This window comes from Virgibacillus salexigens, from assembly GCF_000723585.1.
Classification (GTDB): Bacteria; Bacillota; Bacilli; order Bacillales; family Amphibacillaceae; genus Virgibacillus; species Virgibacillus salexigens.
Genome location: NZ_CCDP010000002.1, coordinates 208,923 through 221,348 on the forward strand (window position 1 = coordinate 208,923; position 12,426 = coordinate 221,348).

The 12,426-nt window shown below is 34.6% G+C and carries 15 protein-coding genes and 1 pseudogene; 2 read left to right on the forward strand and 14 right to left on the reverse strand.

The window, feature by feature from the left end:
• Positions 1-333: 333 nt before the first annotated feature.
• From BN990_RS13870 to BN990_RS13890, 5 genes are all read right to left on the reverse strand, one after another.
• Positions 334-921: a DUF1062 domain-containing protein gene (locus BN990_RS13870; protein WP_021292337.1), complete on the reverse strand. Its 588-nt coding sequence runs from the start codon at positions 919-921 to the stop codon at positions 334-336.
• A 479-nt stretch (positions 922-1,400) separates the two neighbouring features.
• Positions 1,401-1,838 carry a GNAT family N-acetyltransferase gene (locus BN990_RS13875; RefSeq protein WP_021292336.1) on the reverse strand — a complete coding sequence of 146 codons (438 nt, stop codon included), beginning with the start codon at positions 1,836-1,838 and terminating at the stop codon, positions 1,401-1,403.
• Between the two features lie 61 nt (positions 1,839-1,899).
• Positions 1,900-2,688, reverse strand: a complete 789-nt coding sequence (locus BN990_RS13880; protein WP_038245599.1) for a phosphotransferase — start codon at positions 2,686-2,688, stop codon at positions 1,900-1,902.
• A gap of 253 nt (positions 2,689-2,941) precedes the next feature.
• Complete coding sequence (locus BN990_RS13885; protein ID WP_021292334.1) at positions 2,942-3,580, reverse strand: hypothetical protein; 639 nt, start codon at positions 3,578-3,580, stop codon at positions 2,942-2,944.
• A gap of 125 nt (positions 3,581-3,705) precedes the next feature.
• Positions 3,706-4,134 (reverse strand): RDD family protein, encoded by a 429-nt coding sequence (locus BN990_RS13890; RefSeq protein WP_038245600.1) that lies wholly within the window; start codon positions 4,132-4,134, stop codon positions 3,706-3,708.
• A gap of 225 nt (positions 4,135-4,359) precedes the next feature.
• On the opposite strand from BN990_RS13890, the gene BN990_RS13895 reads away from it, so the two are divergent.
• Positions 4,360-5,598, forward strand: coding sequence for a CynX/NimT family MFS transporter (locus BN990_RS13895; protein ID WP_038245601.1), 1,239 nt, complete (start codon positions 4,360-4,362; stop codon positions 5,596-5,598).
• Between the two features lie 308 nt (positions 5,599-5,906).
• Here the strand turns inward: BN990_RS13895 and BN990_RS23205 are convergent, their stop codons facing one another.
• The 4 genes and pseudogenes from BN990_RS23205 to BN990_RS22010 all read right to left on the reverse strand — a co-directional run bounded on the left by BN990_RS23205 (position 5,907) and on the right by BN990_RS22010 (position 7,645).
• On the reverse strand, positions 5,907-6,008 hold the full coding sequence (locus BN990_RS23205) for a glycogen/starch/alpha-glucan phosphorylase (RefSeq protein WP_162178605.1): 102 nt from the start codon (positions 6,006-6,008) through the stop codon (positions 5,907-5,909).
• A gap of 98 nt (positions 6,009-6,106) precedes the next feature.
• Positions 6,107-6,415 (reverse strand): TIGR04104 family putative zinc finger protein, encoded by a 309-nt coding sequence (locus BN990_RS13900; RefSeq protein ID WP_021292330.1) that lies wholly within the window; start codon positions 6,413-6,415, stop codon positions 6,107-6,109.
• Positions 6,416-6,603: 188 nt separating this feature from the next.
• Complete coding sequence (locus BN990_RS13905; RefSeq protein ID WP_021292329.1) at positions 6,604-7,173, reverse strand: non-canonical purine NTP pyrophosphatase; 570 nt, start codon at positions 7,171-7,173, stop codon at positions 6,604-6,606.
• A gap of 84 nt (positions 7,174-7,257) precedes the next feature.
• Positions 7,258-7,645, reverse strand: a pseudogene (locus tag BN990_RS22010) (NUDIX hydrolase).
• 473 nt (positions 7,646-8,118) lie between these two features.
• On the opposite strand from BN990_RS22010, the gene BN990_RS13910 reads away from it, so the two are divergent.
• Complete coding sequence (locus tag BN990_RS13910; protein ID WP_038245602.1) at positions 8,119-9,315, forward strand: IS110 family RNA-guided transposase; 1,197 nt, start codon at positions 8,119-8,121, stop codon at positions 9,313-9,315.
• Between the two features lie 135 nt (positions 9,316-9,450).
• On the opposite strand, the gene BN990_RS13915 is transcribed toward BN990_RS13910, so the two are convergent.
• The 5 genes from BN990_RS13915 to map all read right to left on the reverse strand — a co-directional run bounded on the left by BN990_RS13915 (position 9,451) and on the right by map (position 12,267).
• Positions 9,451-9,990, reverse strand: a complete 540-nt coding sequence (locus BN990_RS13915; RefSeq protein ID WP_038245603.1) for a GNAT family N-acetyltransferase — start codon at positions 9,988-9,990, stop codon at positions 9,451-9,453.
• A 108-nt stretch (positions 9,991-10,098) separates the two neighbouring features.
• A complete protein-coding gene (locus BN990_RS13920) occupies positions 10,099-10,737 on the reverse strand; it encodes a GNAT family N-acetyltransferase (RefSeq protein ID WP_337588258.1) in 639 nt (212 codons plus the stop codon).
• 20 nt (positions 10,738-10,757) lie between these two features.
• Positions 10,758-11,066 (reverse strand): DUF3784 domain-containing protein, encoded by a 309-nt coding sequence (locus tag BN990_RS13925; protein WP_038245604.1) that lies wholly within the window; start codon positions 11,064-11,066, stop codon positions 10,758-10,760.
• A gap of 128 nt (positions 11,067-11,194) precedes the next feature.
• On the reverse strand, positions 11,195-11,428 hold the full coding sequence (locus BN990_RS13930) for a hypothetical protein (protein WP_021292325.1): 234 nt from the start codon (positions 11,426-11,428) through the stop codon (positions 11,195-11,197).
• Between the two features lie 95 nt (positions 11,429-11,523).
• A complete protein-coding gene (gene map / locus BN990_RS13935; protein WP_038245605.1) occupies positions 11,524-12,267 on the reverse strand; it encodes a type I methionyl aminopeptidase in 744 nt (247 codons plus the stop codon).
• Between the last annotated feature and the right edge of the window lie 159 nt (positions 12,268-12,426).

Consider the following 12,426-nt stretch of genomic DNA (forward strand, 5'->3'; position numbering starts at 1 on the left):
CCTCTGTTAGCCTTCAATGATATATCTACATTATTTTATTATTCCATATATTATCACAAGAATTAATTTTTAAAAATATCTGCATAATATACTTAAAGGAAGTAATACAGCTATCGTTGACACAAGTTAAACAACATTCTCCAACTATTCTGCTGTGCTAATTTAATTTCAACAGAATGACCCAAACATACGATAGAACTTTCACAAAAAGAAACAAAGCGAACATTTTTGATGATCGCTTTGTAACTATCGCATCTGATTGCTCAATATAAACTGGCTGACCCCCTTTTTAGAGAATGCCTTGCTGTTTCAACCTCCTTTTAAACTATTTTGTCAAAGCATCAACTTTGTACCATCACCTATGACTGTAATTTGTAAATTATCGATAACTTTGCTCTTTATATTAATGTTTGGATTTAGCAGAATAGTTCCATTCTGATACAATTTTTTTAGTTTTGATCTTGAAATGCCAAAAATTTCTGCTAGTAGCTTATCGGTTCTAAGACCAAAATCATATTTATAGCAAAGTTTAATAGTAATCTCATTAGATAGTATGGCGAGCTTTTCTTTTCTTAACTCGAATCGTATATCTGTATTAACGCCATTACATCGTTTCCTTAATTTGTTGATTTGAAAAGCATAGTACCAGACTGTCTCTTTATCATTATTCATAAATTTTCGAATTACCTTAGAGTCCATTTTATTAATATTTACTCTCGATAAAATGGGGTAATTCCAAGTCCCCTCACAATGTATACAGTTATAAATAAGCCAAATATCAACTATTTTTTGATTCGCATTCATCCTGAATTTCTCACTACAATAAAATTCTGTGTTCGTTTTACATTTATTACAATTTCTTCTTATAAAAGGCGTTTCCTGAGCAATAATCTCATAAGTGAATAAATTAATGAAACCCATACACTCATTCCTCCTATTTATTCAGAGGAACGCAAAATACGGTTGAATGGAGAAAGATTTCCTATAAAAAAGCGGAATACCTTATAGGCATCCCGCTGGAAGTAAAACAACTGACTTTCCTGCGTTCCCTGTAATGGTTAAAAATAGGCACACTTCTCCTGTCATTGAATAATAATATTCAAAAAAGAAATGTACTATTTAGTTGCTAAACCATTACAAGTATGTTGGCAATTCCAATTCCACCTTCCGTATTTCTCCTATATATTAGTATACCATCATTATACTTTATATCAATAATAATTATTATTTTAATGATAATATTCCGAAATATCACTATTGGCTTGCTCTCCCCCTGTTGGCTATCCAAAGGTGTCCTTTTTTGGATCTTTTAATACTAGCGTTCATTACCCCTACATATGTAACTCTACTAAGATATAGCCATTCGTATTTATCTTTAAGCAAAAGGTCAAAAATTGATATTACTCCATAGCTGCTTTAAATACATAACTGACTTTGTCATAGTCCATTCTATTCTCATAAAAGCGATGTGCATCCGTGCGTTGTAACCCCGATGATAACGCAACACTTTCATAGTTGTTTGCTTTTGCCCAATTATGAACATATGAAAGCAGTTTTTCACCATAGCCATTAGAACGTTTATTCTTGTCTGTTACTAAATCACAAACCCAAACAAATCTGCCATAATATAGTGTTACCATCGGTTTAAATCCAGTTACTGCGATTATTTCGCCTTCATCTAATAATGCAAACATTTTATATCTATCTTTCTCTTTTGCTTCTAAGCTAAGCTCCAAATAGGTTTCTTCATCTAGGTGAGTTCGTAATTGTTTCATGACAGGAAAAGCTTCCATCATTTCATGTTTTGACTGAAGTTCTTTTATAGTTAACGTGTCCAACTTTTAATCCCCCTTGTTATTTGGCTAACCTATTGTATTACTATTCTCCAATGAAGTTCAGTTATATCCAATCTCTCCCATATTCACGAATGAAGGAAATATCCTTATAATAATGTTCCAGATGCCCTTCGTCTATCATCTTTTGAAAAGCACGATCACCTTCATTAGCTTTTCTAATAATGGTTTGGGTTAATCCTTCTAATCGTAACAATACCATTTCCAAACACTTATCTTCTATTCGCTCGCCGTATGATTCAAGAAACAATTGAACTCGCTGTTTTATACGGTCGGCGTGCTTTGATGCATGATAATACACTTTTTCACCTTTTTCTGTAAGATAAAATCTACTTAAGGGAACACAAGTATAAAGGGTATACGCTATATCCCACATTCTTGGACCAGGTCCAGCAACGTCAAAGTCAATAATTCCTACTGGTCGTTCATCGTCAAAGATAATGTTGTAAATTGCAAAATCATTATGACATAGAACTTCATATGGTTGTGGGGTGTTATCGATTGACTCCCAATCATTAAATGAAACGTCACGAACCGAATCATGATATAGACGGAGCATGCTGGCTATTTCTTTTAAAACATCATCCGCCCACATGTATTCTTTTACAGGATAATTTCCTGCCTCCCCTTTAATAAATGATAATAGTTCCCTTCCTTGTTCATCCATTCCAAAAAATCTTGGAGAATAGCTAAAACCTTTGTCCTCCAAATGCTTTAATAACTTATGAATCTTTGTACTATTTGGGTTCAAGTCTCGTTTCACCGTTTCTCCAGAACGATAGACACTAGAGATATTCCCTCCTGATAGCTTTTCTTCCGGTTGACCACTTGACATCTGGCTGTTCCTCCTTTCAAAATCGATTTCTTGATAAATTTATCTATTAGATGAATTATAATTTATATTGATCATTATGGAAGCAATAGGAGACGGTGAACTTTTTAAAAATGGGAATGGCAAATGGGTATAAACCAATTCTTCTATTCTATAACTATATTTTCATTTCCTTCTTCCATCCTTCCATTACTACTTATTCCTATAGATTGTCCTTTGTATCGATGCCATATTGTTCTTTTTTCTAGTAAGCCCATTAACCACAAGTCTTGTTTGTTTCCGTCCAAAAATCGCCTGCATCTAAAAAGTGATACTTGTTTTTAAATTCATACGTAGCTCTCTCATACGAATCTAGCTTACTTTTCCAATAGGTACTTGTCCATGTATTCTCTTTCTCTTCTTCTTTTACTGTTGCAACCTTAGATAATTGCTCTGTAAAATCCTTGACTTCTTCTAACGTTGATATTTCCATATAATCGAAAGAGATTTCTTTCGTAGACATTTCTACTCGATTGAAATGGTTGCAGTACTTCTTGGCTTTCTTAACTGTTTCTTGAATTGGAAGTTCTTCTTTTTCAATAGGAGTGGTTTCAACAAGTAGTTCTTGCATATCTTGAATATGCAATGAAAAATTATTAAACGTTTCAACAAGGTCCTCTTTTTGATGTTGAGTTAAGCTATTTTGTTTGGACACTTCCTGCACAATATCATCTAAGAATAAAACCGATTGATCCACTTCTTCCATATATTGAATAGCAATATTTTCGATATATTTTTCGTATCTTTCGTTTTCATCTTCTAATTCCATATTTTTAAAAAACAACCATATACATGCTAGTAATAAGATCGATACAAATAGTGACCAAAGAACCGTTCGTAAGAATTTTTTGTTCATACTATCCCTCCTTTCTTAATGCTGCAAAAGCGTTAGCACAAATTAAAAAGCTCAGAAGTTCTCCAAATTTTTAATCGTTCTTCATTTTCTCCATTTGGATCAACCCTTACAAATTTTCATTGATTTTAAAAAGATGGATAAGCTTTACCTACGTAAGTCCCGCCCAACATATCGTGAATAGCCCTTTTGTCTGTTCGGAATAGAACCATAAAAACACTTATAAATAACGATAATCCAAGTGTAAGTATGCCAATTAGATGAAAACCAATAACTTCTCTAAAAAAAGTATTTGCAAGCTGAACACTATTACCATCGGTACGTATTAATCTAATTTTACAAATACGTTTTCCAATAATAAATCCTGACCAAAGTACCGGAGTAATAACTAAATACAATGCGTAAAATATATCCCAAGTCATCCCGCTTCTCCAATCAATGGAGAAATCTCCTGTTAACACAAAAAATAATAAACTAATGAAAACGGTTAAGATATTGAAGTCTAAAAAACGAGCAAACAATCTTTCTAAAAAATGAGCATGAATTTTTGATTCCAATATTAAACCTCCTTTTTTCTAACTGTGGAACGAAGCATTTCTCTTATACCAGTATATACAATAGTAACTCCATTTAATAGCGCAGTGCCCCTGTTGCTTCCTCAATCTCCACAACAAATGATCCTCACGAATTGTAAATAAACTTTTTCTTCCGCAAGTCCTTGATTTTTGTTATGATTATATTCTTATTATCAAAATTAAGTTTATTGTTAAAGGAGTATCTATATGCCTCGCTTTACCTTTTCAACATACACAAAACAACGTTATTATACAATATTATTAATTTTAGTTATCTTACTTATTGCTGCAACATTACGTTCCCCGATAACTTCTGTTGGACCACTCATTCCCTTTTTTCGTGAGGAATTATCGGCTTCCAATTCCATGATCGGTCTAGTCAATACACTTCCATTACTTGCTTTTGGAATTTTCTCACCATTTGTTCCAAAATTATCAAGTAAATTTGGAATGGAGATAACGCTTTTCATTGCCATGATATTTTTATCCTTAGGTATCGTTATTCGATCACTAGGTGGCATTTCCATCTTACTTTTTGGTACACTCTTGCTTGGGATGGCGATTGCGGTTGGTAATATCCTCATGCCAGGGTTAATAAAATCCAGTTTTCCCTTTCATATCGGGTTGATGACAGGACTTTATTCCGTCTCTATGAATATTTTTGGTGCGCTCGCTTCCGGCGTTTCCGTACCCATAGCTTCAATAGCTACATTAGATTGGCGAAATGCAATGCAAATTTGGAGTTTACTTTCTTTTCTTTCGATAATTGTGTTATTGCTTCGACTACCAGCGATTCGTTCATCGAATAAAAAAGTGTTTGTGGAAGTAAAAAGCCAACCATCTAAAGCTATATTTAAATCAAAAATTGCATGGGCAGTAACATTCTTTATGGGACTACAATCTTTAATACCGTATAGTTTATTTACATGGCTACCAGATATTTTACTAACAAAAGGATTTACTGAGAGTGAAGCTGGATGGCTCATTGCTATTTATCAACTAGGGCTCATCCCGACTACTTTTATAGCACCAATTATTGCTGCAAGACTTCAAAGTCAGCGCCTGATTGCATGTATTTCTGGTCTACTCTTTTTCTTTGGCTTATTGGGAATTACTCTCACATCATCTGATGTAATCATTGCTTTTCTCATATTAACTGGTATCGGTGCTGGAACAACATTTAGCTTAGCAATGATGTTCTTTGTTCTCCGTACGAACACCGTTTCGGAATCTTCACAGTTATCAAGTATGGCACAATCGATTGGATATATGATTGCAGCACTTGGACCATTTCTTCTTGGATCGATTGCGGAATGGACAAACGGTTGGGCTGTGCCGCTAGCTATTCTAATGACAGCTTCCTTATGTATTGCCTTTTTTGGTACAATTGCAGGTAAAAATGAAAAGATCTCTTTTGAACCAAAATCAACAAAAGGTGAGGTTTAACCGCCTCACCTTTTCTATGGTTTTAGTACAATAATACTGTCGTATGACCTTTTGTCCTTTTGACTTATTTCTCGACTAATAAAGCAATTGTATCATTTCCTTTATGATACTTGGAACCAGCTACATCATCGTATCCCAATTACATTATCGTACGTCCCTATTCCTTTGCCTTGATATGAAGGTAAAATAAGCATTGGACTAATCCAAAACTATGCATCCTCTTTCCAAAAAATGCAGATAGCGCCTACAATTTCACCGTCAACTAATATCTTATAAAAAACCACCATTAGGTCTTTTTATTCTCTGTACTACCCTAACAATGGTGTAAATGCCTTAACTTGAATATCAAAAATAGATTCTGCATCATTTTCTGTTGCTTTAACAAGGCTAGCCCTCATAAATTCACCCACTCAATTATTTTAGACTTTTTACAACGTTTCCTGAAAATAAATGACCACTATATGCGCGACAATATAGCCCGATTCCGGAAATCCCGTCTTTCTTGTCCTTACTTATCGAAAAAGTTAATGTACTCTTCCTTATTACCTATCTCCACTAAAAACGGAAAAAGCGACATAGCTAACAGGAAGAGAACAGCAAGTAAAATTGGCACATGTACTCCTGGTTCAAAGAAAAAGTTCAATAGCATAGGTAGTAGAATAACAGGAGTTAATAAAGCGCATTTTGTTTTTGATTTTTGTGTTTGATATTGTTTTTCTCCACAATAAGGGCAGGTTATTGCAGAGTCCAATGTAGCAGTTTTTTTGATGGTTTGTTTCCAGCTCCATTTATTGTTGCAATTCTCGCAAGTAGGCATTTTAATCCCCCCTTGTTTTGCAAAATTGCCTATTTCTGCAAGAAAGGGCGCTCATTCCTTATTTGCGCCCGTTCGTAATATAAGGTTAACCAGATATTTCTGGTTAAACTTTTGCGGAAGAGTGTTTTACTGTATGTAGGCTGCACTTTTATTCCTGAAAAGCCCCGTTTACTTAATAAAGCTATTAATTAAAAGGTATCGTTATACCATTCTCTAAATTTAATCATACAAGAGTCTTCTTTTACATTTTTATAATTCATAAAATCCTCTTCATTAAATTCAGCTAATGTTTTACCAAAGTTCTCTGGAATGAAAATATACCAAAGATCTGACCATTTTTTGTCATTTTCAATTCCTTTAATTTCATTTGATATGATACCAGGAGATTTACTTTCAAAGAATGCCATTATTTCTCCATCATAGTAAGTTAAGCAAGATCTAAACTCACTATATCGGTTCTGAACATTATTCATCAATTTTAGAACTCCTTTTATTCCAATAGTGTCCAACATATGATTTACATAAGCTTTGGGAAATCCGTTTAATTCGGATATAAAAAAACCTGAATCTAGGGCTATGCAAGGTTGTTTTACAATTTCATACGCTTGTAAAACTTTATGTTTAGCAATTTCTTTGATATCATCACTTCTAGGTTCAATCAAGTCTGCTTCAATAGGTAATACTTTTATATTATTTAAGTCTTTCTGAGCAGAAGCAATCTTCCCTTTATTAGTGGTAACAAACATTATTTCTTTCATTACTATAAACTTCCTTTCCTGTTCAAAATAATAACTATATTATGGGATTTATTGTCCCTACTATCGCCCCCCATTAGCTGAATATTATATTTTTTGAATGTAATCGATTAAAAAATTTTTGTCCTCTGGAAATGATAAATCTAGTTCTCTATTTCTGCTGCTGATTTCCAAGCTATATCATAAATTAGATTATCAGGGTCTTGAATTTTTGCTTTTCCACCAATAATCTTCCCTTCAAAATATTTAGCTTCTCCGTATTGACTTTCCTTTTTAAAAATAGGTCGAAGTATTTCAACATCATAACCTGTTTCTTCCCTTATTTCTCTAACACAACATTCTTCAAAAGTTTCACCCTCTTCTAAGCTACCAGAAGGAACAGATCAACGCTTTGGTTCATCCGTTGTTCCCTGAAGTACCATCAGTACTTTTTTTCTATAACACAAACTCCTGCAGACCCTAACCATTTGGTCATATAAATATCCCCTTTCGTCTGGAAAACATTTAACATTCTCTGTTTAGAATTAAAATTCCTTGTTCAATTCTTTTACCCGTTACTTTAAATACAAAATTTTCACAACCTTTAACCTACAAATCTAATTTTCTTTAAAGGCATCGCTCCACAATAAGTTATTCCAGATAATGGCCCGATAATGAAATTTGAACGCTTTTTTATTCCGTTAAAGCGCCCGTTCGTATTATAAGGTCAACCGGAAATATGATATTTTTCTGGTTGACCTTATGTTTTATAGGTTATTCTTTAGGTAGTCGGGGTAGGACGTAAGCGCCCGTGGGACTTGATCCCGTCCGTAATACTGTCCACCCCCTACTTGTAGAAACATGTTTGAGGCTGGTTGGGGCACTGACCCCGCATAACAAGCGAAGCTATGACACTACAAGATAGACAGGGGCTACCGACAAATCTACTAAAAGGAGATGTGATAAATTATGGATCCAGTGATTGGCCTGGATGTTGCAAAAGGAGAAAGCCAAGTTCAAGCTTTCCTGGCAAGAAAGCAGCCTTTCGGGAAGACCTTTAAGTTTAAGCATGATACCAATGGTATGAGTGATTTTTTTATATTTTACAAAGAAGTGGAGTTCCAAGCTGAATCTAAACCGGTTGTTGTGTTTGAGTCGACAGGACACTATCATGAACCTATTTTACAGTACCTTGAGGAAAGAAAGATTACTTACTACTTAGTGAATCCTGTAGTTTCTTACGAAACGAAAAAAAGTAGTCTTCGAAAAGTAAAGTCAGACCCAGCCGATGCGAAACACCTGTGTGAAATGTATTACAAAGAGGACTTAGTAGCCTATCATCGAAAATGTGTTCAAACGATGAATTTGAGAAATTTATGTAGACAACACGATTCTTTAACACGTAACTATGTACAACTGAAACTTCAGTTCCAAACGATATTGGATCAAGTATTCCCTGAATATAAAGGAGTTTATAGTAATTTATACGCACCTCTTTCCTTAAAAACGTTACTCCTCTATCCTACTTCTCATGAAGTATTAAAGGTTCCAACGGATGAATTAGCTAAGGAGATGCATGGACTAGGAGGAAAGAGGTCGTATGATTGGTTTTATGAAAAGGCTTTGAAGTTAAAAGAAGCAGCAGAACGAAACCCCTTTAAGAAAACGCTGTATCAAAGCCACTTGGTTACACTAAAAATGTATATTCAAATGATTCTTCAACAACGAGAGTTTCTGAACGTACTTGAGCAGGAGATTGAGACGTTAGCGAAACAATTTGAGGTGTATGAGATTCTTACATCCATCCCCGGAGTAGGTACTAAAATTGCAGCCACTCTGATTTCAGAAATAGGGGATGTCACACAATTTAGTCACCCTAAGAAACTAGTAGCCTATGCAGGACTTGATCCAAGGGTATACCAATCAGGTAAGTTTACAGCTACGATAAACCGGATAACCAAAAGAGGATCTACGAAGCTACGTCAGACCATCTATTCAGCTGTTCAGTGTGGACTAACCAATAACCGGAATGTGAAAATTCGAGAGTATTATGACAAAAAAAGAAGTGAGGGCAAGCCTCACAAAGTAGCCATCATAGCTTGCGCCAACAAGCTATTGCATTGGATTTATGCCATATTAAAGCATAAGCAAATATATACCGCATAAACCCATACAAATAATTACACAACTTACAAAAAATTCAATTATAAATATTGAAGCTTCTTTGTGATGCACATTTTTATTATACCATCTTTAATCTAGTATGATTACTTAAAAAGTATTGACTTATATTAGCTGGTATTAATTGAGGAACTCATTTTTTAATATATTCATCCTTAGTCGATCAACAAACTCACCATTTCTTAAACGGTCTTGACTTAATATACCTTCTTCAACGTACCCCATTCTCTTATAGGACTTAATTGCCTTTTCATTATCTACTTCCACTCTAAGCCAGATTTTATTTAGTTCTAACTGATTGAATCCCCTTAGCAGCATTTCATTCATTGCAGATAGACCATATCCTTTGCCCCAATAGTTTTTATCCCCGATAGCTATCCCTAATTCAGCATGTTTGTTTAACCTATCAATGTTTTTTAAGTCTATCCATCCTATATGTTTCCCATCATCGGTAATGATGGCTTTTTGTTCGTATCCGTTTGTTTTGTTAATACACTTTTGGATCCAATTTTGAGTTTCCTCTCTACTGAAGGGTGGATATTTCTTCGGCATATTTAAATGCTTTGTTACTTCTTTATCCAGACACCATTGATAACGGTCTTCAACGTCATTCAACGTTAAATCCCTTAATTTAACACTTGGTAAGTTGGCTTGATTCATTTTTCTTCCCCCATCTTTTCTGCAATCAAATTTACCAACATGCAACAATCTGGTCCAACTGACAGACAAATCTATTACGCAACTACGCCCATTAATTTGATAAAAAGACTAAAATATAGTCTTAATATCGTCCCAACCATATACAAGTTCGTTTAACCCTTTTCCTAATACTTCAATCCTTACGCTATCTATTTCCTTTGCTCCAAGATGCTCATAAAATAGCCTTGATTTATTTTCTTCCAATACTGATACTGCCATTGAAAAAATGTTTTTGTCTTTTAAGCTTTCAACGACAGGATTAAGCAATAATTTGCCTATCCCTTTTCCTTGATGTTCTTTAAGGATATAAATTGCATATAATTCCCCCTTATAATCAGGGTATTTACCCGTTCTTTCCTCTCCAGCATTGGAGAAACCAACTATTTCACCTTTATTATTTTCCGCAACAAATACATCCTGCTTAGGTATAATATCTTTCCACTTTTTTTCTCTGTTTTCATAAGTCATCTGTTCCAAATACTCATCTGGAACAATATTGTTATATGTAGTTTTCCAACTATTCACCTGTACCTTTGCAACACCTAAAGCGTCGTTTGAATTAGCTTTTCTAATCTCCATAACACACCTCAGTTCAAAAAGTAGTTTTTCCATTAAATGGACTGATTCATAAATAAAGCGCAGATTCTTACTCCAGAATTGCGCACGTTTGTCGAACTGTAACATTTTTATTAATCCAATATTCATCATCGAAATGATTGATAATTATATTACTTCTTAAATCTATTTCCTGTATTAACGTATATAAGCATAAATACAATTATGCCAATAAATAAGACAAGACCAAAGGCGAATAACGCGCCAATCTCATATGCTTCACTAAGTACCCAAAACAACATACTAAATGACAAAGTGAACATCATCTTCCCCATAAACTTGCACAGGGCAACTGTATCATATTTTTCCTTTTCTTCCGGAGGCATTGTATTATAGCCTGCGATTAAGGAAGAGCCTTTGCCATTGATCAGTAAAATTCCTAACACAATAAACAACCCAATGACAAACATCAATACAATCATTTTTACCCCCAGTAAGAAATAAAATATTTCAATAGCTTGTTAAACATTGGAATCCTATACCAAAATAGAGCAAATTCTTACTCCGGAAATGCGCCCCTATAGCGGCGTAACCTTGATAAAAAGCAACCCTAATTCTCTTCCTTATTGTTTGCAAACCTAACAAGTTCTGTAAAACTTGATATTAAATCCGTAACGCATTGTTCACTTTTATATTCACCATTTCCATTTTGAACGATATCCAATCTAGCATAAACTTGTTTCAAAAGTGCCTTTGCGTTATCTTCATTCAAATCATTTATACTTTTGAGTACATCATCATAACACTTTACAGCTTCAGCACTTGCTAATTTTCCATTGAACATTTATTCCCCCCTATGCATACAAGTATTTCTCAATCTGACCCATTTTGAAGTATAGCCTTGTTCCATAACTGCGCCCGTTTGTGGCATTAGCGCTTTTACAATGTAGTAATAATTGGTCCTTCCTTGGTAAGAATAATCGTATGTTCGTATTGAGCAACAGCGCTTTCATTGGTTAGGAAAGTCCATCCATCTTCGGATTGGAAGACTTCTTCTTCAAATGTAGAGATAAAAGGTTCAAAGGCAATTACCATACCATCTTTTAAAATTTCATCATCCCAACGGGCGAAGTAATTGAAAATATGTTTTGGTTCTTCATGAATCGAACGCCCAACACCGTGTCCAGTAAGGTTTTTTATGACTGTAAAGCCATGCTTTTTCGCTACGTTGTGTACAGCTTTTCCGAGCGCGCTTTTTTTCAAACCTGGCTTTGCCTTCTTAAGTCCGGCGTCGAATGCTTCCTTAGCAACGTCACATATTTTCTGTAAAGTTGCCTCTCCTTTCCCAACTACAAAGGAAATTCCAGTATCTGCAAAATACCCGTTTTTTGAACCTGAAACATCAATATTTACTATGTCCCCTTCTCGAATGGTCCGTTTCCTCTTCGGAATCCCGTGCGCTACTTCATTATTTATGCTAATACACGTATATCCAGGAAAATCGTATTCTCCTTTTGGGGCAGATTGAGCTTCTGCTATTTCAAACATCTCTCTCGCAATTTCATCGAGTTCTTTTGTGGTAATTCCAGGTTTCGTACTATGGACTAATTCATCTCGAATTGCCCCACAAATTTCACCAATTACTCTCAATCCATCAAAATCCTTTTTAGTCTTTGCAACCATTATATATCCTCACTTTTTAATGTATTTTATGATTAGTATTCCATTTAGTTTCTAAACGGAACAGATTTTCATGCAACAATATGGCTCTATAACAGAAGGAGGCATTATTCGATGAACGCGCCCGATTGCTTAATAAGCTAATTGGCGTAAATTGAGAAG

What these genes read in the sequence shown, in the direction of transcription:
- BN990_RS13920 (WP_337588258.1), bottom strand. Translation starts at nt 10,737, where the DNA reads ATGATGAATATTGGATTAATAAAAATGTTACAGTTCGACAAACGTGCG.
- BN990_RS13910 (WP_038245602.1), top strand. Translation starts at nt 8,119, where the DNA reads ATGGATCCAGTGATTGGCCTGGATGTTGCAAAAGGAGAAAGCCAAGTT.
- BN990_RS13915 (WP_038245603.1), bottom strand. Translation starts at nt 9,990, where the DNA reads ATGAATCAAGCCAACTTACCAAGTGTTAAATTAAGGGATTTAACGTTG.
- BN990_RS13885 (WP_021292334.1), bottom strand. Translation starts at nt 3,580, where the DNA reads ATGAACAAAAAATTCTTACGAACGGTTCTTTGGTCACTATTTGTATCG.
- BN990_RS13900 (WP_021292330.1), bottom strand. Translation starts at nt 6,415, where the DNA reads ATGCCTACTTGCGAGAATTGCAACAATAAATGGAGCTGGAAACAAACC.
- map (WP_038245605.1), bottom strand. Translation starts at nt 12,267, where the DNA reads ATGGTTGCAAAGACTAAAAAGGATTTTGATGGATTGAGAGTAATTGGT.
- BN990_RS13880 (WP_038245599.1), bottom strand. Translation starts at nt 2,688, where the DNA reads ATGTCAAGTGGTCAACCGGAAGAAAAGCTATCAGGAGGGAATATCTCT.
- BN990_RS13870 (WP_021292337.1), bottom strand. Translation starts at nt 921, where the DNA reads ATGGGTTTCATTAATTTATTCACTTATGAGATTATTGCTCAGGAAACG.
- BN990_RS13905 (WP_021292329.1), bottom strand. Translation starts at nt 7,173, where the DNA reads ATGAAAGAAATAATGTTTGTTACCACTAATAAAGGGAAGATTGCTTCT.
- BN990_RS13925 (WP_038245604.1), bottom strand. Translation starts at nt 11,066, where the DNA reads ATGATTGTATTGATGTTTGTCATTGGGTTGTTTATTGTGTTAGGAATT.
- BN990_RS13930 (WP_021292325.1), bottom strand. Translation starts at nt 11,428, where the DNA reads ATGTTCAATGGAAAATTAGCAAGTGCTGAAGCTGTAAAGTGTTATGAT.
- BN990_RS13895 (WP_038245601.1), top strand. Translation starts at nt 4,360, where the DNA reads ATGCCTCGCTTTACCTTTTCAACATACACAAAACAACGTTATTATACA.